The following is a 25217-nucleotide window of genomic DNA, read 5'->3' on the forward strand; positions in this document are numbered from 1 at the left end:
AATGAATGGCTATTTGGTTGCCGACGCCTTGACCGAGTCGGCGTAGTAGACCTGGCGGGCGTGCAGCCGCTCGCGGTAGCGCTCTTGGCTGGCGGTGAGATGAGCGCGCATCGCCTCGCGCGCGGCTTCGGCGTCGCCTGAGGTGATCGCATTCAGGATCACCAGATGCTCGCGTTGCAGCCCTCGCTGATAGCTGTCGGATTGCACCAGTTCGGTCGACCAGGGCGAGGTCACGTCGCAAGGAATGGCGCGGCGTCCGAGCACATCGAGCATCTCGACATAGAACGGGTTGTTGGTGGCGCTGGCGATTGCCCGGTGGAAGGCGAGATCGGCCGGACCGGTCGGCTCGCTGTTGAGAAGCAGCCGTTCGAACTCGAAGAAGGCTTCCTGGATCGCCGCTTCCTGCGCGGCGTTGCGGCGAATGGCGGCGAGCCCGGCCGATTCGATTTCGACGGCCAGGCGCACTTCGAGCACATTGAGCGCGATGGAATCCTTGCTGCCCATATCGGCGGCGAGCGCGCCGAACATCGTTGAGATGTGCTCGGTGACGAACACGCCGGCGCCCTGGCGCGCCTCGACCAGCCCGTCGGCGGCGAGCTTGGCCAGCGCTTCGCGGATGACGGTGCGGCTGACGCCGAAGGTCTCGGTCAGCTGGCCCTCGGTCGGCAATTTGTGGCCGGGCAGGATCTCGCTCGCCTGCAATTGCTTGCGGATCGCCGCAACGACGGTCTCCGACAGTTTGGGTTTTCTCTCGACCCTGAGATCGACAGCGCTATCCGATGCCATATCGCACCCCTGTTTGAAGACGCCTATTTGAACACGCTCGGCAACCAGAGCGAAATCGCCGGAATATAGGTCACCAGCCCCAGAACCACGATGCCCGCGCCATAGAACGGCCAGATCGAGCGCATCGCTTCCCAGACCGTAATCTTGCCGACGGCACAGGCGACGAACTGCACCGTGCCGACCGGTGGCGTGTTGAGGCCAATGCCGAGATTGAGGATGGTGATGACGCCGAAATGCACGGGGTCGACGCCGTAATGGGTGACCAGCGGCAGGAAGATCGGCGTGCAGATGATGATCATCGGCCCCATGTCCATGAAGGTGCCGAGCAGCAGCATCAGGACGTTGAGCAGAAGCAGCACCACCAGCGGATCGGTGGAGATGGCGTTCATGCCTGCGATCAGCAGCACCGGCACTTTGAGATAGGCCATCAGCCAGCTGAACGAGGCCGCCGTGCCGATGATCAGCAGCACCATTGAGGTCGTGCGCACCGCGCCCTTTGTGGCATGGACGAAATCGCCCCAGGCCATCGACCGGTAGACGAAGACGGTGACCAGCAAAGCGTAGATGATGGCGATGCAGGAGCTTTCCGTCGCCGTGAAAATGCCCGAGCGAACGCCGCCGAAGATGATCCCGATGAGCAGAAGTCCGGGGATGGCGATGACCGCCAGCTGGCCGACACGCGAGAAGCCGGGAAAAGCCTCGACCGGGTAGCCGCGGCTGCGGGCGACGAAATAGGCGGTGACCATCAGCGAAGCGGCGAACAGCAGACCAGGCAGGATACCGGCGGTGAACAGGTCGGCGATCGAAATCTTGCCGCCGCCGGCGATCGAATAGATGATCATGTTCTGCGACGGCGGCAGAAGCAGCGCGATCAGCGCCGCCATCGAGGTGACGTTGACGGCATAGTCGGCGCCGTAGCCGCGCGCTTTCATCTGCGGGATCATCAGCCCGCCGACGGCAGCGGCTTCCGCCACAGCCGAGCCGGAAATGCCGCCGAACAACGTCGCGGCGATGATGTTGACCTGACCGAGCCCACCGCGGACATGACCGACCAGCGAGCCGGCAAAGGAAACGATGCGCTGCGCGATGCCGCCGCGCACCATCAGGTCGCCGGCAAAGATGAAGAACGGGATCGCCATCAGCGAGAACGCCGACATGCCCGACTTCAATTGCTGGAACACCACCAGGGGCGGCAGGCCGAGATAAAGCACGGTGGCGAAGGACGCCGCACCCAGGCAAAAGGCGATCGGCGTGCCGGCAAACATCAAAAGCGTGAAGACGCCAAACAGGATCCAGAGTTCCATCTAGGCCTCCTGCACGGCCGGCATTTCCGGCACTTCTTCGAGATTGATATCCTTGTCGATGTCGGCGCCGGACCAGCGCAGCGCGATGCGTTCGGCCGCGAACAGGCAGATCAGAAAGCCGCCGGCAACCAGCGGCAGATAGTCGAAACCGCCGGGAAGTTCGAGCGCCGGGATGACAGTGTGCCAGGTCAGCCCGACCAGCTTGCAGCCGTACCAGACCATGCCGAAGCCGAAGCCAAACGCGATCAGGTCGGACAGGGTGCGCAGCGCCCATTTGCTGCCCTTGGGCAGGATATAGAGCAGCACGTCGAAGCCCATATGGTAATTCTCGCGCACGCCGACGGCAGCGCCCAGGAAGATGAACCAGTTCATCAGCATGATGGCGGTGACTTCGGTCCAGCTCGGTGACGCGTTGAGCACGAAGCGGGAAAACACCTGGTAGGCAACAAGCGCGGTCATGGCGACCATCCCGATGCCCGCGAGATAGAGCGCACCGTCGCAAATCTTCGAAAGCACCGCGCTGAAGCGCGGTGGCGCTCCGCTCCTGGCCGTTCCCGCAGTCATCCGATCCTCCCGGTCTTTCCGTCCCCTAAAAGCGATTGGCGGGGCGGCGCCATGCCGCCCCGCCAGAAAATCACTTGGTCGCCTGGATGCGCGTCGCGAGGTCCTTGAGCTCCGGCGTCTTCAGATACTTGTCGTAGACCGGCTTCATCGCATCGATCAGCGGCTGCTTGTCGATCTCGCTGACCTTGACGCCGGCCTTCTCGACGATCTCTCGCGACTTCTTCTCCTGCGCGTCCCACAATTCGCGCATCTTGACGACGCTATCCTTGGCCGCCTGCTTGACGATCGCCTGGTCTTCCGGCGTCAATCTGTCCCAGCTCGATTTCGACATCACCAGCACTTCCGGCACGATCTGGTGCTGGTCGACGGTATAGTGCTTGGCGACTTCGTAGTGCTTGGCGGATTCGAAGCTGGGCCAGTTGTTCTCGGCGCCGTCGATGACGCCGGTTTCGAGCGCCGAATAAACCTCGCCATAGGCCATCGGCGTGGCATTTGCGCCAAGCGCGTTGACCATGTCGACGAACACGTCGGACTGGATGACGCGGAACTTCATGCCTTTCAGATCGGCGATCGAGGTGATGTCCTTCTTGGTGTTGTAGAAAGAACGGGCGCCGGAATCGTAGAAGGCAAGGCCGACCAGATCATGCGTCTCGAAGGCCTTGAGGATCTCGTCGCCGATCGGCCCGTCCATGACATGGCGCATGTGCTCGACCGAACGGAACATGTAGGGCAGCGACGGCACCGCGGTTTCCGGCACGATGCCGTTGAACGGACCCATCGAGACGCGGTTCAGATCGATGACACCGGTCTGCGTCTGCTCGATCGTGTCCTTTTCCTCGCCGAGCTGCGCCGAATGATAGACCTCGACCGAATAGCGGCCGGCGGTGCGCTCCTTGATGAGCTCGCCGAGATATTTGACCGCCTCGACAGTCGGATACCCGTCCGGATGGGTGTCGGCCGAGCGCAGTACGGTCTGGGCGCCGGCAACGCCGATCATCAGCGAGCCGAAGGCGAATGTGGCTGCCACCAGTTTTGAAAAATGCAACATGACTGTCTTCCTCCCTTTTAAAATTCCACGCGCCCGGCTCACAGCCGGTACGCCTTCTTGGCAAGCGTGTAGGCAAGCTCCCGCGCCAGCTCATGCGCCTCGTCCTCACGCAGCCGGTGCTCGGCGACGAGACGGGCGAGAAAGGCGCAGTCAACCCGGCGCGCCACATCGTGGCGGGCGGGTATGGATGGAAAGGCGCGGGTGTCGTCGTTGAAACCGACAGTGTTGTAGAAGCCGGCGGTCTCGGTGGTCATCTCGCGGAACCGGCGCATGCCTTCCGGGCTGTCATGGAACCACCAGGCAGGCCCGAGCTTCAGCGCCGGATAGACGCCGGCAAGCGGCGCCAGTTCACGCGCGTAGCTGGTCTCGTCGAGCGTGAACAGGATGATGGAGAGGTCGCGCTCCAGCCCGACGCAGTCGAGCAAGGGTTTGAGCGCCGCGGCATAGTCGGTGCGGGTCGGAATATCGAAGCCTTTGTCGCGGCCGAATCTCTGAAGAATTCCGGGCGAATGGTTGCGCCATGAGCCGGGATGGATCTGCATGACCAGCCCGTCGTCGCGGCTCATCTTGGCCATCTCGGTCAGCATCTGGGCGCGAAACAGCTTGCGCTCGCGCTCGTCGTCCGAGCCGCGGCGGATGCGGTTGAACAGCTCTTCCGCCGCCGCATCGGAAAGATTGGCGGTCTCGGCCGTCGGATGGCCGTGGTCCGATGAGGTTGCGCCGAAGCTTTTGAAGAAAGCGCGGCGATTGCGATGCGCGTCGAGATAGCCGGCCCATGTGCCGGTGTCGCAGCCGGTGATCTCGCCCAGACGATCGAGATTGGCCGAAAATCCTTCGAAGTCGGGATCGACGACAGCATCCGGCCTGTAGGCAGTGATGACGCGGCCCTGCCAGCCGCTGTCGCGGATCGTCTTGTGCCATTGGAGATCGTCGAGCGCGCCCTCGGTCGTCGCGATGACCTCGATGTTGAAGCGCTCGAACAGCGCGCGTGGGCGATAATCGTCGCGCTGCAAAAGCGCCGCGATGGTGTCGTAATGGCGGCTAGCGGTGCTGGCGTTGAGCGGCTCTTCGATGCCGAACAGATGCTCGAGCACATGGTCGAGCCACAACCGCGTCGGCGTGCCGCGGAAGAGGTAATAGTGCTCGGCGAAGCGCCGCCAGATCGCCCTGGGATCGGTCTCGACCGGCGAGCCGTCGAGAGTCGGGACGCCGAGATCTTCCAGCCGCACGCCCTGGCTGAACAGCATACGGAAAATGTAGTGGTCGGGCACCACCAGCAATTGCGCGGGATCGGGGAATGGCTCGTTGAGCGCATACCAACGCGGATCGGTGTGGCCGTGCGGGCTGATGATCGGCAGGTCCTTGATGCCGGCATGGAGATCGCGCGCGATCGACAGCGCGCGCCCTTCGGCGGCAAAAAGCAGATCCGGATCGGTCAGTCCCGCCACGTCGTTCCTCCCAGGGGCGATATCGGTAGGATTGGAAAGAAATAATGTCAACATACAAAAACTGGATTGTTGTATGATGACTTTTAACCGGCGTCAGGTCATTGTGCGGCGGAAGAGCGGATGTTACGCCGCTAGCAGATCCCGCCCCGCACACCATCCAGCGACAAGCCGCGCCATGACCAGCAGACGCCTTTCCAACGCAACAGTGCAATCCTTGCCGGCCTCGGTCGCCGTCCCCGCCTATGATCGCGCCAGTGTCGCCCCAGGCATCGTCCATCTCGGCGTTGGAGCCTTCCACCGTGCCCATCAGGCCGCCTATGTCGATGACTGCCTAGCGGCCGGCGAGACCGGCTGGGGCATTGTCGGCGTCTCGCTGCGCAGCCCCGACACGCGCGATGCGCTGACGCCACAGGACGGGCTCTACACGCTGGCGGTGCGCGGCAGCGATGGCGAAGCGCTGCACATTATCGGCTCGATCCAGTCGATGCTGGTCGCGCCGGAAGACCCCGGCGCGGTGCTGGCCGCGCTGACCGACCCGCGCACCCGCATCGTCACCCTGACCATCACCGAAAAGGCCTATCTCAGGGCCGCCGACGGCAGCCTCGACGAAAACCATCCCGATATCGTCCACGATCTGGGCAATCCCGGATCTCCCAGGACAGCGCATGGATTCCTGGCGGAAGCGCTGGTGCGACGCCGGGCCGCCGGCACGCCGCCCTTCACCGTGCTGTGCTGCGACAACCTTCCGGCCAATGGCGCCACGCTGCACCGGTTGCTGATCGCGTTTGCAAAATTGCGCGACGCCCGGCGTGCTGCGTCAGGCGAAGCCACCCTCGCCGGTCATATAGCCGGCGACGTTGCATTCCCATCAAGCATGGTCGACCGCATCGTGCCGGCAACCACCGATGCCGACCGGGCGCGCATCGCCGGCGAACTCGGCATGGAGGACGCATGGCCGGTGATGACCGAGCCATTCCGGCAATGGGTGATTGAGGACAGGTTTCCAGCCGGACGACCGGCCTGGGAGAAATTCGGCGTCACCATGGTCGAGGATGTCCGGCCGTTCGAGGACATGAAGCTTCGGCTGCTCAACGGCGCCCATTCGGGCATCGCCTATATCGGCCTGCTCAGCGGCCACGTCACGGTCGACCGCGCCTTCGCGGATCCCGCGATCCGCGCGTTCGTCGACCGGCTCTGGGCCGAGGCCATCCCGACCTTGCCTAGGGATGCCGGGCTCGACACCTCAGCCTATACGGCCGAACTTGCCGAACGTTTCTCCAACACAGCGCTGGCCCACCGCACGGCGCAGATCGCCAATGACGGCAGCCAGAAATTGCCGCAGCGCATTGTCGCTACCGCCATCGCGCGCATCCAGGCCGGCCTGGTCCCGGAGCATCTGACGCTGGTGATCGCCGCCTGGATCGCCGCCTGCGAGGCGCGCGGCAAGGACCTGCCGGAAGCCCACTTCACCGATCCGCTCGACGCGGCGCTGGCCGCGCTCGGAGCGCAGCCGACGCTGGAACGGGTGGTGACGGTGTTTGACCTCGCCGGCTTCGCCAGCGGCAGCCCCGAGCGCCAGACGCTGATCGAACTGGTTGCCGCCCATCGCGAGCATATCCTGCAAGGCGGGGTGGCGCTCGCGCTCGCGGCACTGGGTGTACCGGGAAAGACCAGGTGACCTGACGTCGCCCGGATACAAAAAGCCGGGCTTAAGCCCGGCCTGTTTCATACCTTTGCCCGACCATGACCCCTCGGATCACGTCCAATCATTCTGCGGCTTACGCCGGCAGCAGCGCGCCTTCGAGCGTGGTAAGCTGGCTAAGGAACTGCTCCGCCTTGCTGCGGCTCTGGTCGTCCTTGGCGTCGGCGGCGTCTTCCTTGGCTTCCTGGATGCGGCGGGCGAGATCGGCGCGGTCGATATCGCCGACGGCGACCGCCGATTCGGCCAGCAGCGTGCAGCCGGCAGGGACGATGTCGGCAAAGCCGCCGAACACCACATAGCGTTCTTCCTTGCCGCCGGCGGTCTTCAGCGTGACGACGCCCGGCTTGATCGTGGTCATGACCGGCGCATGGTGCGCCATGACTGTCATTTCACCTTCGGCGCCTGGAATGACGACGGACTCGACCTGCTCGGAAACCAGGAGGCGCTCCGGCGAGACCAGTTCGAACTTGAAAGCTTCAGCCATGTCAATTTAGTGAGTAGGGAATAGTGAGTAGGGAGTAGGGAGAGGACAGCTGTCCTGATCACCCGGCCGCTATTCACTACTGACTACTGACTACTCCCTATTGCCTTGATTACGCTGCTTCAGCCGCCAGGCGCTGAGCCTTCTCGACCGCTTCGTCGATGCCGCCGACCATGTAGAAGGCGGCTTCCGGCAGGTGATCGTAGTCGCCGTTGCAGAGGCCCTTGAAGCCCTTGATTGTGTCGGCGAGGTCGACCAGCTTGCCCGGCGCACCCGTAAACACTTCGGCGACGAAGAACGGCTGCGACAGGAAGCGCTCGATCTTGCGGGCGCGGGCCACCGTCTGCTTGTCCTCTTCCGACAGCTCATCCATGCCAAGGATGGCGATAATGTCCTGCAGCGACTTATAGCGCTGGAGGATCGACTGCACCTGGCGGGCGACGGCATAGTGCTCCTCGCCGACGACCAGCGGATCGAGCATGCGCGAGGTCGAGTCGAGCGGATCGACGGCGGGGTAGATGCCCTTTTCCGAGATCGCGCGGTTGAGCACGGTCGTCGCGTCCAGGTGGGCGAACGAGGTCGCAGGCGCCGGGTCTGTCAAATCGTCGGCCGGCACGTAGATCGCCTGCACCGAAGTGATCGAACCCTTGGTCGTTGTGGTGATGCGTTCCTGCAGCGCACCCATGTCGGTGGCCAGCGTTGGCTGGTAACCCACGGCCGAAGGAATACGGCCGAGCAGCGCCGACACTTCAGAACCGGCCTGCGTGAAGCGGAAGATGTTGTCGACGAAGAACAGCACGTCCTGGCCCTGGTCGCGGAAATATTCGGCGACCGTCAGGCCGGTCAGGCCGACGCGGGCACGCGCGCCCGGCGGCTCGTTCATCTGGCCATAGACCAGTGCCGCCTTGGAGCCTTCGCCGCCGCCCTTCTTGTTGACGCCGGACTCGATGAACTCGTGATAAAGATCGTTGCCCTCGCGGGTGCGCTCGCCGACGCCGGCGAAGACCGAGAAGCCGCCATGCGCCTTGGCGACGTTGTTGATCAGCTCCTGGATCAGAACCGTCTTGCCGACGCCGGCGCCGCCGAACAGGCCGATCTTGCCTCCGCGGGCGTAGGGTGCCAGAAGGTCGAGCACCTTGATGCCGGTGATCAGGATCTGCGCTTCCGTCGACTGTTCGACATAGGTAGGCGCCGGCTGGTGGATGGCGCGCATCTCGATGCCGTCGACCGGGCCTTCTTCGTCGACCGGCTCGCCGATGACGTTGATGATGCGGCCGAGCATGCCCGGGCCGACCGGAACGGTGATCGGCGCGCCGGTGTCATAGACGTCCTGGCCGCGAACCAGGCCTTCGGTGGAATCCATGGCGATACAGCGCACGGTGTTTTCGCCCAGATGCTGGGCAACTTCGAGCACCAGGCGGTTGCCGACATTGGAGGTTTCGATGGCGTTCAAAATGGCCGGCAGATGATCGCCGAACTGCACGTCGACGACGGCGCCGATGACCTGGCGAACCTTGCCGATGGCGCCGGTCTTCTTGACGGCAACGCTCGTCGTCTTCACTGCCGGGGCCGCGGCCTTGGCGGGCGCGGCCGCCTTCTTGGCCGGAGCGGCCTTCGCCGCTGCTGCCGGAGCCTTTGCGGCCGCCTTGGGGGCCGTCTTCGCGGGGGTCGCTGCTTTCGCCATCGTCTTTACCCTTCTCGTCCTTTGTTTCTCACGCTCCATCAGAAGGTCGATGACCTCCTGGCGGTCGCGCCTAGAGCGCTTCGGCGCCCGAAATGATTTCGATCAGTTCCTTGGTGATCTGCGCCTGCCGCTGGCGGTTATAGGTGATCGACAGTTTGTTGATCATGTCGCCGGCATTGCGCGTTGCATTGTCCATGGCGCTCATTTTGGCGCCCATCTCGCCGGCTGCGTTTTCGAGCAACGCGCGGAAGACCTGGACCGAGATGTTGCGCGGAATGAGGTCGGTGAGGATCTCGCCCGGCTCCGGCTCGTATTCGTAGACGGCATTGCCACCGGCGGTCGCTTCGGCGGGAGCGGAAGCCACGCCGGCAGGAATGATCTGCTGCGCGGTCGGAATCTGGCTGATCACCGACTTGAACTGCGAATAAAACAGCGTGCAGATATCGAAGCCGCCTTCGCCGAACAGATGGATGATCTTACGGGCGATCGCATCGGCATTGACGAAGCCGAGCTTCTTGACATCGCGCAGGTCGACGCGGTCGATAATCAGCGAGGCATAGTCTCGGCGCAGAATGTCGAAACCCTTCTTGCCGACGCAGATGATCTTGACCTGCTTGCCGTCGGCCAGAAGCCGGCGGATATGGTCGCGGGCCAGACGTGCGATCTGCGAGTTGAAGCCGCCGCACAGGCCGCGCTCGGCGGTGCAGACGACGAGCAGATGCACATCGTCCTTGCCGGTGCCGGTCATCAGCGCCGGGGCATCGCCGCCGCCGCCGATCGCCTGCGTGATATTGGCCAGCACCGCACCCATCCGCTCGGAATAGGGACGCGCCGCCTCCGCTGCTTCCTGCGCGCGGCGCAGCTTCGCCGCGGCGACCATCTGCATCGCCTTGGTGATCTTCTGCGTCGCCTTGACCGAGGCGATACGGTTACGAAGGTCTTTTAATGAAGGCATGCTTCAAACCTGATCCCGAGCGTCCGGCTTCTTCTCAAGCGAAGGTCTTGGCGAAGGCGTCGATCTCGGCCTTCAGCTTGGCGCGCAGATCGTCCGACAGCGCCTTTTCCTTGCGGATGCCGTCCAGCACGTCCTTGCCGGCCGAGCGCATATGGCTGAGCAGACCATGCTCGAACTTGCCGACCTGGTTCAGCGCCAGCTTGTCGAGATAGCCGTTGACGCCGGCGAAGATCACCGTGACCTGCTCCTCGACCTTGAGCGGCGAGAACTGCGGCTGCTTCAACAGTTCGGTCAGGCGCGAGCCGCGGTTGAGCAGGCGCTGCGTGGCGGCGTCGAGATCGGAGCCGAACTGCGCGAACGCAGCCATTTCGCGGTACTGCGCCAGCTCTCCCTTGATCGAGCCGGCGACCTGCTTCATCGCCTTGATTTGCGCCGACGAACCAACGCGCGACACCGACAGGCCGACGTTGACCGCCGGACGGATGCCCTGGAAGAACAGGTTGGTTTCGAGGAAGATCTGACCGTCGGTGATCGAGATCACGTTGGTCGGAATGTAGGCCGACACGTCGTTGGCCTGGGTCTCGATGATCGGCAGCGCGGTCAGCGAACCGCCGCCCAGATCGTCGTTGAGCTTGGCGGCGCGCTCGAGCAGGCGCGAATGCAGATAGAACACGTCGCCCGGATAGGCTTCGCGGCCCGGCGGGCGGCGCAGCAACAGCGACATCTGGCGATAGGCGACGGCCTGCTTCGACAGATCGTCATAGCTGATCAGCGCATGCATGCCGTTGTCGCGGAAATATTCGCCCATGGTGGCGCCGGTGAACGGCGCCAGGAACTGCATCGGCGCCGGATCGGAAGCGGTGGCGGCGACGATGATCGAATATTCAAGCGCGCCGCGCTCTTCGAGAACCTTCACGAACTGCGCGACCGTCGAGCGCTTCTGCCCGATGGCGACGTAGACGCAGTAGAGCTTTTCCTTTTCCGGTCCGTTGTCGTGCACGGCCTTCTGGTTGAGCATCGTGTCGAGGATGATCGCGGTTTTGCCGGTCTGGCGATCGCCGATGACCAGCTCGCGCTGGCCGCGACCGACCGGGATCAATGCATCGATGGCCTTGAGGCCGGTCGACATCGGCTCGTTGACCGACTTGCGCGGGATGATGCCTGGTGCCTTGACGTCCACGCGCTTGCGTTCGGTCGCCTTGATCGGGCCCTTGCCGTCGATCGGATTGCCGAGCGCGTCGACGACGCGGCCGAGCAGGCCCATGCCGACAGGCGTATCGACGATGGCGCCGGTGCGCTTGACGATGTCGCCTTCCTTGATGTCGCGGTCGGCGCCAAAGATGACGACGCCGACATTGTCGGCTTCGAGGTTGAGCGCCATGCCGCGGATGCCGCCGGGGAACTCGACCATTTCGCCGGCCTGGACATTGTCGAGGCCGTAGACGCGAGCGATACCGTCACCCACGGACAGCACCTGGCCGACTTCGGAGACCTCGGCCTCCTTGCCGAAATTCTTGATCTGGTCTTTGAGAATTGCGGAAATTTCCGCGGCGCGGATGTCCATCAGCCGACCTCTTTCAGTGCAAGCTTGAGCGAATTGAGTTTGGTTTTGAGCGACGTATCGATCTGGCGCGAGCCCATCTTGACCACCAGCCCGCCGAGCAGCGACGGATCGACGGTAACAGTGATGGCCACGTCCTTGCCGGCGACGCCTTTCAGCGCGACCTTGAGTTCGGTCTGCTGGGCAGCCGTCAGTTCATGCGCCGAAGTGACCTCGGCTGATGTCTCACCGCGCTGTTCGGCAGAGATCCGGCGAAAAGCCTTGATCATGCCGGGCACCGCGAAGAGCCGGCGGTTGCGGGCGACGACGCGCAGAAAATTGCCGGTCAGGCCGGTGATGCCGGCCTTGTCGGCGATCGACGCGATTGCCTTGGCCTGGTCCTCGCTGGAGAACACCGGGCTGTTGATGAGGCGCGTCAGGTCGGCGCTGTCATCCAGCATCTTGGCGAAACTGTTGAGGTCGGCCTCGACCTTGGCCACCGAATTCGATTGCAGCGCAAGTTCGAACAGCGAACCCGCGTAGCGTTCTGCGACACCCGAGATTGGCGATGACGATTGAGCCACGGACCGTCTTTTCTCTTGTCTGAGGGGCCGCAGATTGTTGGCGCGAGCAAAAACTCTGGCTAAATCTTTGACCTTACTAAGTTTTTCCAAGCACGGAGGCGCGGCTTCCGCTATCCCCGGCCGAAAGTCGATTGCCGTCTAGCACAGGCATTTTAAGACCGCAATGCGTCGTCCCGCATGCTTTTCGGGCACTATTGTCGCATCCGGCCGCAGAGTTCAACTGAAGCCTTTGGATTGGCTGCCGATTCAGGGCAGAAAGCCGAAGACGAAGGCGAGCGGCAACGCGGCCAGGACGAGTTCGACGACGATCGACGCCCAGTTGAAAGGCGTGTTGGCGCCGTCCGACATAATCGACAGCAAACGGCCAAAAGCGGTGAACAGCCAGGAAAAGCCGAGTGCCATATAGAGCCACGGCTGCGCCAACAGAATGCAGCACAGGCTGACGCCGAGATAGAAGCCCGACATGCGGCCGCGCCCTTCCGCGATTGCCGCTGCCCTTTCGGGCCGGACCTGCAGCCGCAGAATCCGAAATGCCAGCCCTGGCGCGAGGAAAAACAGCAGACCGAGCGCCAAGGTGACGACGGCGCTGGACCAAGCCAGCCATTCGCCCTGGCTGGTCGGCCACGGAAACGCGAATTCCATCTTGCTTTCATCCCCTCACAGCAATGCCGGATGCATTGAATGTCGCTGCAAAAAGAAGTCAAGCGCGCGGCAGTTTCGGCGCGCAATTCGTGAAGGAGCGGAAGGCTGTTTAGGCCGCGCACGCGTCCGGCCAGCATCGTGGCCAACCTGTATTGTCAGGCGACGCCTCCCTCCTATCTGCAAGACCGGTTTTGCACAGCCAAAGGCCCCGACACCGGTCGCCTTTATTTCCTGACCGGGCACCTCAATCTGGCCGGCACGGAAGCAGATCGATGGAAGCTGAAAGTGGCCGGCAGCGGCAATGTCGCCGTGGCTGCCCAGCCCTGATCCTTGTTTTGACCCTTCAGGGCAGCATGAATGCGACCGCCGCCTCAGCATGGATGCGCGTGGTGTCGAACACCGGAATGTCGAAATCGCGCTCGCCAATCAACATGGTGATCTCGGTGCAGCCCATGATGACGCCATCGATCTTCTCATCGCGCCGCAGACGGGCGACCTCGTCGATATAGGCCGCCTTCGATGCCGCGTTGACGATGCCCCGGCAAAGCTCGTCGTAGATTACCTGGTGCACCATGTCGCGCCCGGCCTGGTCCGGCACCACGGGCTGCAGCCCGTATTTCTCCCTCAGCCGGCCCTTGTAGAAATCCTGCTCCATGGTGAAGCGGGTCGCCAGCAGCGCCGGCCGCTTGACGCCGGCGCCCTTGACCGCGACGGCCGTGGCGTCGGCAATGTGGATAAGCGGGATCGACACCGCCGCCTGCACCCGGTCGGCGAGCTTGTGCATGGTGTTGGTGCAGATTAAAAGCCCCTCTGCGCCGCCCGCCTCCAGCTTGCGCGCCGCATCCGCCAGCAGCACGCCCGCACCGTCCCAGTCGCCATGATGCTGCCGGTCGGCGATTTCGGCGAAGTCGAAGGAATAGAGCAACAGCTTTGCCGAATGCAGCCCGCTCAGCCGCTCGCGCACGATCTCGTTGAGCAGGCGATAATAGATCGCCGTCGATTCCCAGCTCATGCCGCCGATGAGGCCAAGGGTTTTCATGCGCTGAGCCTCCAGCAGGACCGAACGATCTCTCTCACAGAAAAGCTTTACGGGTCGATGTCAACCTTAACGCGCGCCGTACCACGCTCTTCGGCCCGCCTCCACAAACATCACCGCGCGCCCGATTCGGTCATCCTCGCATTGGCGCCGAGATGATGCAGGCTTTGTGTCGTGTGCCTTGAACTCCAGGCAACCGGCGGATCGGGCAGATCGAGATCGAACTGTGCCCGCCCGAGCAGCGAATTGACGATCTTGGCGCTGCGCCAAGCCATCAGGCTGAGCTGCGGCTCGGCTATGCCATGGCTGAGCCGGCCGGCATTGAGCGCGTAGATCCGGCGGTCGTCGGGCGCGTCCCATTCGACCTCGAAGCTGGCGTTGAGCCTGTAATGACCGCGCTCGTCCAGCGCGATCCTGTTCATGAGCGGCGCCATGCAATCAGGAATGGCAAAGGCATAGCCGGTGGCCAGAACCACCGCATCGACGGTGCGCGTCTCGATGGCGCCGTCGAAGCCGTTGCGCATGATCAGCCGGTATTCGCTGCCTTCCCGCGTCACGTTCAGCACTTCGCGGTGCGGCGTCATGTTGACCGCCGTCGTTTCCTCCGAGAGGTGCCGCAGCATGTAAAGCTGGCGATAGATCGCCTTCAGCGTGCTCGTCGATGCGCCGTCACCGGCAAGCAGTTGCTGTTCCAGGATCGTCTCGCGCCGCCCTTGCGGCAACCGATGGAAGTTTTCGACATAGCCCGGCGTGAAGAGTTCGTCGGTGAAAGGCGAGTCGTCCAGTGGCAGGAAATTCGGCCGCATCGAGATCCACTCGATTTCGCGGCCGGCGAAGCGGTCGGAGGAGATCAGATGCAGAAGCACTTCGGCGCCGCTCTGGCCACCGCCGATCACGGCGACACGCCGTCCGCTCAGGCGATCGAGGCGGTTGGCGGCCTGGGCGTTGTGGAAGCATTGATCGGAGGCCGCCGCCCGCGCCCAGGCGGGGATGTTGGGCACCAGCCCGACGGCAATGGCGAGATTGCGCGCGTTCACCTGGTCGCAGCCGATACGCAGCCTGAAATTCGTTCCGTCGAAGTCGATCCGGTCGACGGCGCTGGCGAAGCGCAGCGAAGACAAGTTCTCGCCGACCCATCCGAGATAGCGGGCGAATTCCGGCCGCGGGATGGCTGAGAAATCCGCGTTGAGGAATTCATAGAACCGCTTCTGCGCGACCAGATAGGACATGAACGACCATGGGCTGGTCGGATGCGTCGCGGTGACGAGATCCTTGAGGAAGGATGTCTGCAGTTCGACGCCCGGCAGCATCATGCCCGGGTGCCATTCGAGCCGCGTCGCCCGATCGAAGAAGCGCGCTTCGACGCCGTCCACCGCATCGAGATGGGCGGCGAGGCTGAGATTGAACGGCCCGATGCCGATGCCTGCGAGGTCAAGCGTATGGGTCATGGCGAACTCCTTATGGAGCTGGCTGGGCTGATGGGAGATCGCCGGGCTGACTCAGGGTTAAGCGGATTGTCGAGCGGTGTGCCAAGGTCGGGCAGAGGGCGTTCGCCGCTGTCGCCGTAGCCGATGGCGAAGCGCACCTTGTTGATGGCGATGCGTGGGATCTTCGGAGCAAACAGATCGAAGAGCGCGAACCGTTCCGACAGATCCGGGTTCTGCGCCTGGTAGCGCCGGATGGCGGCGGCCAGGATGGCGTAGAAAGTCCTCTCGTCGAAGCGGTCATAGGCGGCCAGCGCCTCGGATAGGAAGCGCAGAACGCTGACGATGTGTCCCGTTTGCAGATGCTGGAGAAGATGTGCCGGCGGCCGGCGCTTCAGCGTCGACAGGATTTTGGGGTCGAGGCCGGCCAGTTCGGGAAACGGCTGGTCGACGAGATCGAGGTCGCCCTGGAAATCCTTGACCGCCACGCCGAGAGGCGTCGCTCCGTCGAGGATGATGGTGACGTTCTGGCCATGGGCGATGAAGCCGACGCCGTAACGGCACATGAAGTGGTAGAGCGGCACGAAGGCCGTGGAGAACAGGCGATCGAGCCATGCCTCCGGACCAAGGCCGGACTGCTCCATCAGGGCGCTGGCGATCGGCCTGCCATGCGCGTCGCGCTGCGGCAGGGCGCCCATCATCATCGGCCGCTGGCCCGCTGTCAGATCCTTTTCGGGGCTTTCGCGCCATATGGCGCCCAGCATCTCGCAAAACTGATAGGGCGCGCCTTCAACGCCGGTATAGTGCGGATGCGGATAGAAGGCGCCGGCGACTTCCTGCAAGACCTTGACGTCCTTGAGCATCGGGTCCGCGGCCGCCACCGTGGCCAGCCAGCGCGACAGATCGGCGCCGATCGCCATGTATTTGCCCGGCACGCCGCGCCACGCTGAGGTGTTGAGGACGGTCAGCGGCAGCTTGACGTGCAGCGCCTCGGGCCGTGCCACATTGGCAAGCGTGCGCAGCGACTGCAAGGGCAGGAACGGATCGCCGAACTGGCCAAGCGGCACCAGCCGGCCGGCGGCGATCTCGCTACCATATTGCGAGGCGATCATCGCCTGCCACTGCCAGGGGTGGACCGGCAGCAGCCTATGCGTCGATCGCGAGATCCCGGCGGCGCTGAAAGCCGCTTCGAGCCTTGCGCGCTCGTAGTCGCCGAGTGCGGCCTGCAGCAGCGCCTCTTCGTCGAGCCCGCAGTCAAGCGCCAGCAGGCAGCGATCGCTGGCGGCGGCAAGCCAGAAGAGCTGGAATGCGGTGGCCGATTCTGGCGCGTAGCGCTCGAAGTCGTCCCGTCCCCAGCCAAGCCGTCCCTTGTTGGCAGGGGCCTTCGGATGGCCGTCGAGCAATGCCTGCAACTCGGTATCCGGCAGCGCGGCTAGATCGGCGGCCGGTCGATTGCCGCGTGCCTTGGCGATCCGCATGTCGGCCATCAGCGTGTTGTAAAGCTCCTTCGCATAGGTGCAGAATGTTGCCGGCGACATGCCGAGCGTCTCGCGCGCGTCGGCGAAGAAGGCGACCGCATCGTCGACCGGCAGCTCGATGCCGGCGTCGCGAGTCAGCGTCTCCGGACGGACGGCGATCTGGCCCCACAGGCGCCGCGTCGCGGCAAAGCGATAGGTCACGCCGGGGCCGGGCGTCAGCTCCCATCGGCCGGGCGAAAGCTCGCGCGGCGACAGGCACTCCTCGAAGGTCAGTTCGGAAATGGCCTTGGCGACGGCGTCGCGGTTGATCGCGGCCCAGCGTGTCGCCTCCCCCGCTTTGGCAATCGGTTGCTGCACCGTCACAGCGGCACCTCGCGGAAGAAGCGCTCGCGTTCGCAGCAGACCAGCGCCGCGCGCTTGTGCGGGAAGTCGAACTCCTTGACCTTGTCGTAGGCGGCGCCGGCGCAATAGCTCAGCATCTTCTGGTGCGCGGCGCGTGGCTCGCCGACGACGCGCTGCGTGCGCGGCTCGTCGAGGAACAGATAGTGGGTGACGGAGCGGAACAGTGACAGCGTCTTCGGCCGGCCGAGATGGCGCATATTGCCGATCAGCCCATGCCAGCCGCGGTCCCAGTCGTGCGGCTCATAATAGGGCCCGAGCCGGTCCTCCTTGGCCCAGTAGAACTCGAAATAGCCGGTCGGCTCGCCGTCGAAGCTGGCGATGACGCCGAAAATATGCGGATCGCTTTCCTGCTCGGCGAGATATTTGTCGAGATCCTCATGGCTCTGGGCAAGTTCCCAGAAGAAGGCGACGCGGCCATCGTTCATCCAGCGATGGAAGAGGTCGAGATCGGTCCGGCGGTCGATCGGCCGCAGCGACACGGTGAGGCCGATTTCCGGAATCCAGCGTTCGTACATCGGGCCGCAGGGGCGCGGTTGGCGCAATGGCGGCAGCCGGTCTTCCGGGCCGATAGCGGTCGTCAATGCCGGATAGGTGACATGCGAGGCCTGGCTGCGCCACAGCAGCGGCAGCTGGCGCAGGACCGAGCGATGAATGACGGCGCGCTCCGGTTCGCCTGCGGCCGTCTCGGTGGCCAGCGCCGAAACCGGCCACAGCGTCTTGGCCGCCGGCAGGAAGGCGCGGTCGAAGGTAGGATGCAGGCACAGTGCCGCGTCGACGAGGCCCGCCAGGACCTGCGGCTGATCGAGACGGCCTCCCGTGAACGCGACGTCATCGATGAGCAGGCGGCCATCCGCGATGGAGATGCGGGCCTGTCCCACCGCTGTTCCCTCAGCGTTGACCAGGCTGACATGGCCATCGCCGGCACGGATGGCGAGCGGCTCCGCGGCCGAGGCCAGATGCTGCCATCCTTCGTTGCCGGCGACGGTGGCGGGTGACCAGTTTTTCGCAGCCTCGATGTTCATGCGTATTCTCTCACATGCAGGGGGTTGGGAAGCTCGACGTAACCGGCCAGCGGGTCGGTCACCTCGGTGTTCTCATTGATGTCGCGCAGCGCGATCAGGAAATTGCCCTTGGCAGCAAGCGTCGGCGCGTTGAGCAAATAGTCGACGCAGGACCGGTCAGCCATCGGCGTGGCGGCCAGCCGCTCGAGCGAGCGGCGGAATATCGCCAGCAGATCGTCTTCGTTGGTGAGGCCAGCGGCGGCAAGGGCTGCGACGGCGGCGAAAGCGCCATTGACGACCAGATAGTAGCCGAACAGCTTCGCGGCCGCTTCCGCTGGGAAGACATGATCGCCCGCCTGACCGGCCTCGGGCACGAATTCGCGCAGCCTGGGCAGAAATTCCTCGACATAACCGGTGCCCTGGCAGTCGCGAAAATAGAGCGCATTCGGCCAGCCTCCGGAAAGACCGACGACGAGGTTCTGCTGATGGGCGCCGAACAGGAGGCCGAATTCCGAGAAGGCAACGATAAACGGCTCGATGGCGGCATGAAGGAAACGCTCGAACCACAAACGCGCCGTTTCCTCGACAGGTCGCTTCTCGTCGCGGGCGATACGGTGGACCAGGTCGGACAGATGGCTTTCGGTACGGCCGGGATGGCGCTCGCAAAGCGCGCCGAGAACGGCAGCCGGCGGATTGCCCGTGCCGCGAAACGGATTTTCGCGAAACGAGACGATGGTATCCGTCATCAGCCGGCCGTCTTCGCCACGCAGGCCGAACCAGGCGGGCTCACCCAGCACCGTCATGGTCGGGCAGCGCCGCTGCAAGGCATAGCCGAGCTTGCCCTTGACCAGCCGGTGCACCGAAAGGCCGCGCCGGCACTCATGCTCCTCGACGATGCGCCTGGAATTGGTCAGGCGCAGGCTGAGCGAGAATTTCAGCATCCACTCGGCTTCAGACGAATGAACCGTGCGCAGCGAGGTCGTGGCCCGCCACGCTGGTCCGCCGAGCCCAACATCGACGATACGACCGGCGCGAAACAGGCGCTCGACGCGGTCTTCCAGCATGAGCCGTACGGCCTGCCACGGATGCATCGGAACGAGAACCTTGCCCTGTTGCTTGCCAGCCCGAGCAAGCAGCTGCGGATCGCTGGCGGCAAGCCCGCGGACCATCTCGATGACATCTAGCGGCTCGACGCTGCCTCCAGTGAGGATGGTCGGGTCGACGGCCCACCAGCGCAGTTTGAACGCATTGCAGTATTCATGCCCGAAGCGCGCGGAATCCGTGTGCGTGAACTCTTCGCGACTCATCGGCGCCGGATGCACGGCATGGCCGAAGCGCAGGGCGCTTTCGGCATCGATGAAATCAGGATCGCCTTCGGAGAAGGGCCGCGACGATCCACGCGCCGCAGTCGCGTCAGCGATTGCGGCGATGCTGGCCAGGCTGCGGCGCAGGAAGGTCAGTCGGCTTTTCGCTGTCGCCCGGCCGGCAATGTCGGGATCCGCCAGGATCAGCGCCAAAAGGCTGAAAAGGTCGATCTCGGTCGCTTCGCCATCGGCCCCCTCGTTACTAATATCGAGGCGCCAGAGCGGCATCGCTAAATCGTGGTAACCAACCTTCGAGCGATGCCGCGCCTCGACGAGCACCGCCGCGCGCGAGGCAGGGAAATTCAGACGCAGCACGGCTGCCTGCGGCCGAAACAGCCCGGTTTGCCTGGCGTCGACGAATTCCCAGCCATCCCATTCCCGCAGCAACGCGTTGAGGAACGGGCTTAATGCAGAGGAAGAATCTGGTTTTGCTTGTTCCATGTGCATCCTCATAAATCATAATATACTGCATGCATTACATTTATACGTGTCGACTTTAAACATTTCTGTTGATTATCTATTCTAGACAAGAAATAAGCTTCGCCTTATGACGACCCGGGTGAAAAATCGATCTTCGCTTCTGCGCCGCCTGGCAATCGCGGTCTCGGCAATCGGCTTCGGCCAGTCGGCCTTCGTATCGCTCGTTCCCCTGGTGATGGAGCGGCTGAGGGTCGACACGTTTGCCATCGGCGCGGCAACTGCTGTCGGCGCGGCGGCCTTTCTGGTCGGCTCGCCGCTGTGGGGCCGCATGGGCGAGCGGCTTGGCCATGCCAGGCTGCTGCGCTTGATCGGCCTCGCCATGCTGGCCGGCCAGGCGGTGTTCGCCATTCTGCTGATAGCCGGCATGGGAGCCGCGCTCGGCATCGCTTTGCTGATGCTCTCGCGCTTCGTGTACGGTTTTGCCGCGTCCGGCGTCATGCCGACGGCGCAGATCTGGGCCAGCCGCTCGGTTGCCGATGACAGGCGACAGGCGGCGCTGGGACTGCTTGGCGCCGGCGTCAGCATGGGACGGCTGGCCGGCGCGCTGCCGGCGACGGCTGCCGTCCTGTCGCCGCTGCTGCCGCCCATCCTGTTCCTGTTCAGCCCGCTGTTGCTGTGGCTCGCGCCGGGCAAGGAGGCAGGCGGCGGACAGATCGACGGCAAGGCGGCTGATGCCGGCCGTGGAATATCGCCCTTCGATCGCCGCGCTCTGCCTTGCCTGGCGATGGGCTTGTGCCTGACGCTCGGCTTCGGACAGGTGCAGATGATGCTCGGCCCGATGGCCCAGCAGCGTTTTGGCCTTGGTGCGACGCAGGCCACGACGGTGACCGGCCTGGCCCTGATGCTGGTCGCCATCGTCATGGTTTTGGTCCAGGGACTGCTCATGGCGCGCCTGCGGCTGGCGGAGCGCAACAGCGTCGTCGTCGGCTGTCTCATGGTTTGCGTCGGCATGACGGCGCTGGCCGTCATGGCCAGCCATGTTGCCTCGGCAGTGTCTCTGGTGGTGGCGGCGGCCGGCATTGCCCTGGCGACACCCGGCTACACCGCCTGGCTGATGAAGCGCCTGGAGCCCGGCGAGCAGGGCGCCGCGGCCGGCTGGCTCACCAGCACCCATGTGCTCGGCCAGAGCATCGGCGCATTGGCCGGCGGCTTCGCCTTCACGCTCTGGCCTTTTGCGCCACTGGCTGGCTGCGCGGCGTTGGCGCTGGCCGCCGCCTGTCTCGCTGCCATGGTTCGTGAGACCGGGCGTTAGGAAGACCGCGCTCATTCGGCGACCTCCGGCAATGGCGGCATCGGAGTACCCGGTTGGGCTTTTGCGGTATCGGCGAAATGGGCATTCAACATGCGATAGGTCGCCACCACGGCTATGCCCGACAGCACGGTCGCCAGGGTGAACAGCGCGGAGTAGCCGAGCATGTCGGCAAGGCGGCCGGCAAGCATGGAGCCGACGAGGTAGACGATGAGCTGGGCGCAGGACAGGATGGTGAAATCGGTGCCGGGTTGGTCCGACGACGTGACGGACATGAACAGGCTGTAGAGCGCCACGATCTCCATGTAGCGCACCAGCGTCTGCAGGAACGAGGCGCCGAAGATCGGCCAGAAGCCGGCGATAGCGCCGAAAGCGTGCAGCGCGAAGATCAGGAAGCAGATGGTTCGCAGCGCGCCGAGCAGGCCGAGCACCGAGGCGGCGCCCCTGTTGTGCAGCAGCCACGCCGCCAGCGCCGAGCCGCCGAGCCCGACGGTGAGCGCGGCACCGCCCGAGAGATAACCGATGATATCGAGCGGCACGCCGGCATCGACGAGATAGGAGCCTTCCATCGACTTCACCAGCCCCTCGCTGGCGCGGTAGATGAGCGCGATCCACAGGATCTGGCGTGCCTCCGGCCGGCGCAGAAAGCGCAGGATCGAGGGGCGGTCGATGGCCGCCTGCGGCGCGCTGGCGACGGGATCGGTCTCGCGCATGGCGAAGGCGGCGACCAGCGGGATGATGGACAGCGCGGCCACCATGGCCACCATGGTTTGCCAGCCGGCATGATGATAAGCCAACAGGCCGAGCGTGCCGCCGAGAACGACGCCGAGCGCGACGGCGCCGCCCTGGATCGCATTGCCGATTGGCCTGTCCTTCGGGTCGAGATATTTGGCCGCGTAGCCGTCGGTGGCGATGTCCTGGGTCGACATCAACAGGCTCACGACAAGGCCGACGGCAAAGATACCGGCGACATCGGTCGGCTCGATCCAAAGCATGGCGGCGATGCCGGCGATGACGCCGATCTGGGTGATGATGACCCAGCCGGCGCGATGGGCGCGGGCCATTGGCCGAAAGCGGTCGACCAGCGGCGCCCATAGGAATTTCAGCACCAGCGGCAGCATCAGCAGCGCGATCAAGCCAATGGCGGTGCGCGACACGCCCTGCTCGCGCAGGATCGGCGGGATCGCCGCGGCAAACAGATAGCTCGGGATGGCCTGCGCCAGATAAAGGCAGGCGAGAACGACGAAAAGCCGCAGGCGCGGAAGCCCGGCGGGCGCCGGCCGGTCTGCGTCGGCGCTCATTTGACATAGTCCTTCGGTGCGTAACCGTTCAGGAAGGCGCCGGCCTCCGCCCGGCTGCGGGTGACGAGCACTGGAAAGCCGAACAGGCTTTGCCAGACGCGCTGCATGTTCTCGTCGGCGGCGGGGCGCACCAGCGCACAGGCGCGGCAGGCTTTTTCGAGCTGCTCGCGTTCCGCCTTGTACCAGAGGTTTTGCGCCTTGCGCTGGGCGTCGCTCAGCGCGATCTCGATGCGGATATCGACCAACAGCACGAACGGCTCCCTCTCCTGTGAAAGGCAGCCGAGCGCCTCGATATAGGCCCCGCCATCCGCCGGATCGGCGGGCGCTTCTGCCAGCAGCGAAACCAATGCACCGTTTCGTTGGAGAGACACCGCCATTGCCGCCCTCAGAAGGTGATCTGGTACGACAGAGCGACGGAACGCCCCAGACCGGGAACGTCGGCGCCGCGCGTCGCCGATGCGGAGGGGTTGATGTAATAGGTGTCGAACACATTGCGCACGGCAAGGTTCAGCACACTCTCATTGGCGAACGTCTTCGAGACTGCAAGATTGACCAGTGCTGCACCGTCCAGTTCCTGGGTGGCGATGCGGTCGCGCCCGGAAAACAGCTCCAACTCGCTGCGCAGGGTCAGCTCGTTCTCGAAACGGGTGGTGAGATAGACCAGGCCCTTGTAGGTCGAGGGGATACGGTTGTTGGGCAGATATTCGTTAGCTTCGATGTGGCCGTCGTGATCCGCATCGTATTTGCCTTCGACATAGCCGACCGATCCGCCCAGCGTGAACATGCCGCTGAGGTCTGCCTCGAGATTGGCTTCGACGCCCCAGATACGTTCCTTCTGCTGCGATACCCGGTTGTTGACGATGTCGTAGCTGACGCCGTTGTCCGAGGTCGACAGATAGGTGCTGACGCCGCCGCGATAGTCGCCCCAATCGCCGCGCAGACCGGCTTCCCATGTGTTCACCAGCTGGGGTTCAGGCGCGATATCGGCATAGCTGATCGCGTAATCCGGCGCGTTGGTGCATGGCAGCAGCGGCCGGATGGCGGTGCCATAGGCGTCGCAGGTTTCGGCGTTGGAGTTCAACCCGGCCCGGCGGGTGAAGCCGCCAATGTCGGTCAGGCTGTAGCCTTGCGAGAAATTGCCGAAAAGCTGCATCCTTTCGGTCAGATCGTAGACGGCGCCGGCGTTGAAGGTGACGGCGTCGTAGTCGAACGAGCCGCCGGTCACCTGGATCGCCGGCAGGCCGATAATGTTCCGGCCTAGCAGAACGGCAGCGGCAGGCCGGGTGAAGTCTTCAACGTTGAGATAAAACTGGTCGTAGCGCGCGCCGCCGCTGATGCGAAAGCGATCCGTCACCGAAATTTCGCCCTGCGCAAACAAGGCAACCGAGTTCTGGGTCGTGGGCGAGATGGCGTCCTGGCCGTTGGTCAGCTGCTGATCGGTGGCATCGAAAACGTAGTCGGCGCCCCAGGTCAGTGTGCTGCCCTGAGTGATAAAGTCCATCGGCGTGTTGACGGTCAGGTTGACGCCGCTGCGCCGCGATTGCAGCGCCGTCTGGTTGAAGTCGGCGGTCGGGTCCGTACCCGGCGGCAGGATCACCGGCCGCGTCGGGTTCGTCGGTAAATACACCTGGCTGTTGACGGCCGAGAATTTGGTAAAGGGCGACTGCTTGAAGATGTCGTTGTAGAACGCCTTGACCTCGAGGTTTCCGAGCGCGAAGTCGCTGTCGGTGTATTTGGCGGTCAGATATTTCGAATCTTCCTTCAGCGGCTTGCCTTCATAGGGATCGCCGAAATCCGGGGAGACGGGATTGGTCGTGTAATCGGTGAACCAGTCCGGCTTCTGGTTGGCATAGGTCCAGTCGACGCTGGCCTCGAAGCGCCTGGAATCGAACTGGTAGCCGGCCACGCTGAAGAGATTGCCCGTGCCGGTGCGGTCGCCGCCGCCTTGCCCAAGCATGGCGTCGGAAGCCACCTCGTTGCCGTGGCCGTCATAGGTGCGGCGCGACAGATCACCGGACGCCGAGAAGAAATAGTCGAAATCGCCTTTCTTGCCCTCGACCGAGACACTGGTGCTTGGCCCGGCCGACTTGCCGGGGTTTTCGGTGAAGGCGGTGACGCCGGTGCGCACCGTCACCTTCGGCTTGTCGCTGTCGCCGCGCTTGGTGATGAAGTTGATCGTGCCGCCGGTGGCGCCGGCGCCATAAAGGCTGGACGCGCCATTGATGACTTCGATGCGCTCGACCGAATTCAGGTCGATCATCGACAGGATGCGTGAGACGTCCCGCAGCGGTGTGTTGCGCGGCACACCGTCGACCATGATGAGAACGCTGCGCCCGCGGAAGGTTTCCGAAGCGCCGGAAATGGTCTGGTTGCGTGGCGCGTAGCCGGGGACGATGCGGCTGATCAGGGTCGCGGCGTCGATATTTTCCTGCGCGGCTTCCTCGACCTGTTCCTGTTCCACGACCTGGACAGACTGAGCGACGCTGGAAATCGACCTTTCATTGCGGCCGGTGACCAGTATCTGATCGAGCACGGTGGCTCCCTGCTGGTCCGTCGGAGCGGCTTCCTGGGCAAATGCCGCGCCTGCCATAATCGACGAACCCAAAGCCGATGACCAAAGAAGCGTACTGAAAAATCTGCGCATGCTGTCCCCATCCATGCCCTGGTCCCCAGCGCCAGAGCGGAAAGGCCCAGTTATAATTCATGATAAAACGAGTCAACATTTATTTGTGGCTTTTCAAATC

Annotated in this window: 22 protein-coding genes; 3 read left to right on the forward strand and 19 right to left on the reverse strand. The window is 63.9% G+C overall.

Going from position 1 to position 25217, the window contains the following annotated elements; all coding sequences use genetic code 11:
- Positions 1-9: 9 nt before the first annotated feature.
- The 5 genes from X728_RS151335 to uxaC all read right to left on the reverse strand — a co-directional run bounded on the left by X728_RS151335 (position 10) and on the right by uxaC (position 5150).
- Positions 10-786 carry a FadR/GntR family transcriptional regulator gene (locus X728_RS151335; RefSeq protein ID WP_023831779.1) on the reverse strand — a complete coding sequence of 259 codons (777 nt, stop codon included), beginning with the start codon at positions 784-786 and terminating at the stop codon, positions 10-12.
- A gap of 23 nt (positions 787-809) precedes the next feature.
- Positions 810-2090, reverse strand: a complete 1281-nt coding sequence (locus X728_RS151330) for a TRAP transporter large permease (RefSeq protein WP_023684106.1) — start codon at positions 2088-2090, stop codon at positions 810-812.
- Positions 2091-2558 carry a TRAP transporter small permease gene (locus tag X728_RS151325; protein WP_245266153.1) on the reverse strand — a complete coding sequence of 156 codons (468 nt, stop codon included), beginning with the start codon at positions 2556-2558 and terminating at the stop codon, positions 2091-2093.
- 166 nt (positions 2559-2724) lie between these two features.
- A complete protein-coding gene (locus X728_RS151320; protein ID WP_023668677.1) occupies positions 2725-3702 on the reverse strand; it encodes a TRAP transporter substrate-binding protein in 978 nt (325 codons plus the stop codon).
- Between the two features lie 38 nt (positions 3703-3740).
- On the reverse strand, positions 3741-5150 hold the full coding sequence (gene uxaC, locus X728_RS151315; RefSeq protein WP_023831781.1) for a glucuronate isomerase: 1410 nt from the start codon (positions 5148-5150) through the stop codon (positions 3741-3743).
- A 175-nt stretch (positions 5151-5325) separates the two neighbouring features.
- On the opposite strand from uxaC, the gene X728_RS151310 reads away from it, so the two are divergent.
- The gene (locus X728_RS151310; RefSeq protein WP_023831782.1) at positions 5326-6828 is read left to right on the forward strand and encodes a mannitol dehydrogenase family protein; all 1503 of its coding nucleotides are present in this window, start codon (positions 5326-5328) and stop codon (positions 6826-6828) included.
- A 100-nt stretch (positions 6829-6928) separates the two neighbouring features.
- Here X728_RS151310 and X728_RS151305 read toward each other — a convergent pair whose 3' ends face one another.
- The 6 genes from X728_RS151305 to X728_RS151280 form a co-directional block, all read right to left on the reverse strand.
- Positions 6929-7336: a F0F1 ATP synthase subunit epsilon gene (locus X728_RS151305; RefSeq protein ID WP_023668674.1), complete on the reverse strand. Its 408-nt coding sequence runs from the start codon at positions 7334-7336 to the stop codon at positions 6929-6931.
- A gap of 109 nt (positions 7337-7445) precedes the next feature.
- Positions 7446-9017, reverse strand: coding sequence for a F0F1 ATP synthase subunit beta (gene atpD, locus X728_RS151300; RefSeq protein WP_023698224.1), 1572 nt, complete (start codon positions 9015-9017; stop codon positions 7446-7448).
- 70 nt (positions 9018-9087) lie between these two features.
- Complete coding sequence (locus X728_RS151295) at positions 9088-9972, reverse strand: F0F1 ATP synthase subunit gamma (RefSeq protein ID WP_023668672.1); 885 nt, start codon at positions 9970-9972, stop codon at positions 9088-9090.
- A gap of 34 nt (positions 9973-10006) precedes the next feature.
- Positions 10007-11536: a F0F1 ATP synthase subunit alpha gene (atpA, locus tag X728_RS151290; RefSeq protein WP_023684101.1), complete on the reverse strand. Its 1530-nt coding sequence runs from the start codon at positions 11534-11536 to the stop codon at positions 10007-10009.
- Complete coding sequence (locus tag X728_RS151285; RefSeq protein WP_023742211.1) at positions 11536-12096, reverse strand: F0F1 ATP synthase subunit delta; 561 nt, start codon at positions 12094-12096, stop codon at positions 11536-11538. The genes atpA and X728_RS151285 overlap by 1 nt, the downstream gene beginning before the upstream one ends.
- Positions 12097-12342: 246 nt before the next feature.
- Complete coding sequence (locus tag X728_RS151280; RefSeq protein WP_023745337.1) at positions 12343-12738, reverse strand: DUF4345 family protein; 396 nt, start codon at positions 12736-12738, stop codon at positions 12343-12345.
- Positions 12739-12876: 138 nt separating this feature from the next.
- Between X728_RS151280 and X728_RS151275 the strand changes: the two genes are divergently transcribed.
- The gene (locus X728_RS151275) at positions 12877-13065 is read left to right on the forward strand and encodes a hypothetical protein (protein ID WP_023693181.1); all 189 of its coding nucleotides are present in this window, start codon (positions 12877-12879) and stop codon (positions 13063-13065) included.
- A gap of 16 nt (positions 13066-13081) precedes the next feature.
- Here X728_RS151275 and X728_RS151270 read toward each other — a convergent pair whose 3' ends face one another.
- The 5 genes from X728_RS151270 to X728_RS151250 all read right to left on the reverse strand — a co-directional run bounded on the left by X728_RS151270 (position 13082) and on the right by X728_RS151250 (position 19884).
- Positions 13082-13777 carry an aspartate/glutamate racemase family protein gene (locus X728_RS151270; protein WP_023831783.1) on the reverse strand — a complete coding sequence of 232 codons (696 nt, stop codon included), beginning with the start codon at positions 13775-13777 and terminating at the stop codon, positions 13082-13084.
- 110 nt (positions 13778-13887) lie between these two features.
- Positions 13888-15222 carry a SidA/IucD/PvdA family monooxygenase gene (locus tag X728_RS151265; RefSeq protein WP_023831784.1) on the reverse strand — a complete coding sequence of 445 codons (1335 nt, stop codon included), beginning with the start codon at positions 15220-15222 and terminating at the stop codon, positions 13888-13890.
- On the reverse strand, positions 15219-17039 hold the full coding sequence (locus X728_RS151260; RefSeq protein ID WP_050589915.1) for an IucA/IucC family siderophore biosynthesis protein: 1821 nt from the start codon (positions 17037-17039) through the stop codon (positions 15219-15221). The genes X728_RS151265 and X728_RS151260 overlap by 4 nt, the downstream gene beginning before the upstream one ends.
- Positions 17036-18100 carry a GNAT family N-acetyltransferase gene (locus X728_RS151255; RefSeq protein ID WP_023831786.1) on the reverse strand — a complete coding sequence of 355 codons (1065 nt, stop codon included), beginning with the start codon at positions 18098-18100 and terminating at the stop codon, positions 17036-17038. Before X728_RS151255 ends, X728_RS151260 begins: the two co-directional genes overlap by 4 nt.
- Entirely contained in the window at positions 18097-19884 is a 1788-nt protein-coding gene (locus X728_RS151250; RefSeq protein WP_031195581.1) for an IucA/IucC family protein, read from the reverse strand. Before X728_RS151250 ends, X728_RS151255 begins: the two co-directional genes overlap by 4 nt.
- A 118-nt stretch (positions 19885-20002) precedes the next feature.
- Between X728_RS151250 and X728_RS151245 the strand changes: the two genes are divergently transcribed.
- A complete protein-coding gene (locus X728_RS151245; RefSeq protein WP_031195583.1) occupies positions 20003-21175 on the forward strand; it encodes an MFS transporter in 1173 nt (390 codons plus the stop codon).
- 11 nt (positions 21176-21186) lie between these two features.
- On the opposite strand, the gene X728_RS151240 is transcribed toward X728_RS151245, so the two are convergent.
- From X728_RS151240 to X728_RS151230, 3 genes are read right to left on the reverse strand one after another with little or no spacing between them, the layout of a single operon-like run.
- A complete protein-coding gene (locus X728_RS151240) occupies positions 21187-22473 on the reverse strand; it encodes an MFS transporter (RefSeq protein ID WP_023831789.1) in 1287 nt (428 codons plus the stop codon).
- A complete protein-coding gene (locus X728_RS151235; protein ID WP_155923988.1) occupies positions 22470-22850 on the reverse strand; it encodes a hypothetical protein in 381 nt (126 codons plus the stop codon). Before X728_RS151235 ends, X728_RS151240 begins: the two co-directional genes overlap by 4 nt.
- 8 nt (positions 22851-22858) lie before the next feature.
- Positions 22859-25063: a TonB-dependent receptor gene (locus X728_RS151230; protein ID WP_023831791.1), complete on the reverse strand. Its 2205-nt coding sequence runs from the start codon at positions 25061-25063 to the stop codon at positions 22859-22861.
- Positions 25064-25217: the final 154 nt, after the last annotated feature.

This window comes from Mesorhizobium sp. L103C119B0 (genome assembly GCF_000502235.1).
Taxonomy (GTDB): Bacteria; Pseudomonadota; Alphaproteobacteria; order Rhizobiales; family Rhizobiaceae; genus Mesorhizobium.

Excerpts from the sequence above, each read along its gene's own strand:
- X728_RS151335 (WP_023831779.1), bottom strand. The coding sequence starts at position 786 with ATGGCATCGGATAGCGCTGTCGATCTCAGGGTCGAGAGAAAACCCAAA.
- X728_RS151330 (WP_023684106.1), bottom strand. The coding sequence starts at position 2,090 with ATGGAACTCTGGATCCTGTTTGGCGTCTTCACGCTTTTGATGTTTGCC.
- X728_RS151325 (WP_245266153.1), bottom strand. The coding sequence starts at position 2,558 with ATGGTCGCCATGACCGCGCTTGTTGCCTACCAGGTGTTTTCCCGCTTC.
- X728_RS151320 (WP_023668677.1), bottom strand. The coding sequence starts at position 3,702 with ATGTTGCATTTTTCAAAACTGGTGGCAGCCACATTCGCCTTCGGCTCG.
- X728_RS151310 (WP_023831782.1), top strand. The coding sequence starts at position 5,326 with ATGACCAGCAGACGCCTTTCCAACGCAACAGTGCAATCCTTGCCGGCC.
- X728_RS151305 (WP_023668674.1), bottom strand. The coding sequence starts at position 7,336 with ATGGCTGAAGCTTTCAAGTTCGAACTGGTCTCGCCGGAGCGCCTCCTG.
- atpD (WP_023698224.1), bottom strand. The coding sequence starts at position 9,017 with ATGGCGAAAGCAGCGACCCCCGCGAAGACGGCCCCCAAGGCGGCCGCA.
- X728_RS151295 (WP_023668672.1), bottom strand. The coding sequence starts at position 9,972 with ATGCCTTCATTAAAAGACCTTCGTAACCGTATCGCCTCGGTCAAGGCG.
- atpA (WP_023684101.1), bottom strand. The coding sequence starts at position 11,536 with ATGGACATCCGCGCCGCGGAAATTTCCGCAATTCTCAAAGACCAGATC.
- X728_RS151280 (WP_023745337.1), bottom strand. The coding sequence starts at position 12,738 with ATGGAATTCGCGTTTCCGTGGCCGACCAGCCAGGGCGAATGGCTGGCT.
- X728_RS151270 (WP_023831783.1), bottom strand. The coding sequence starts at position 13,777 with ATGAAAACCCTTGGCCTCATCGGCGGCATGAGCTGGGAATCGACGGCG.
- X728_RS151265 (WP_023831784.1), bottom strand. The coding sequence starts at position 15,222 with ATGACCCATACGCTTGACCTCGCAGGCATCGGCATCGGGCCGTTCAAT.
- X728_RS151255 (WP_023831786.1), bottom strand. The coding sequence starts at position 18,100 with ATGAACATCGAGGCTGCGAAAAACTGGTCACCCGCCACCGTCGCCGGC.
- X728_RS151250 (WP_031195581.1), bottom strand. The coding sequence starts at position 19,884 with ATGGAACAAGCAAAACCAGATTCTTCCTCTGCATTAAGCCCGTTCCTC.
- X728_RS151240 (WP_023831789.1), bottom strand. The coding sequence starts at position 22,473 with ATGAGCGCCGACGCAGACCGGCCGGCGCCCGCCGGGCTTCCGCGCCTG.
- X728_RS151235 (WP_155923988.1), bottom strand. The coding sequence starts at position 22,850 with ATGGCGGTGTCTCTCCAACGAAACGGTGCATTGGTTTCGCTGCTGGCA.
- X728_RS151230 (WP_023831791.1), bottom strand. The coding sequence starts at position 25,063 with ATGGCAGGCGCGGCATTTGCCCAGGAAGCCGCTCCGACGGACCAGCAG.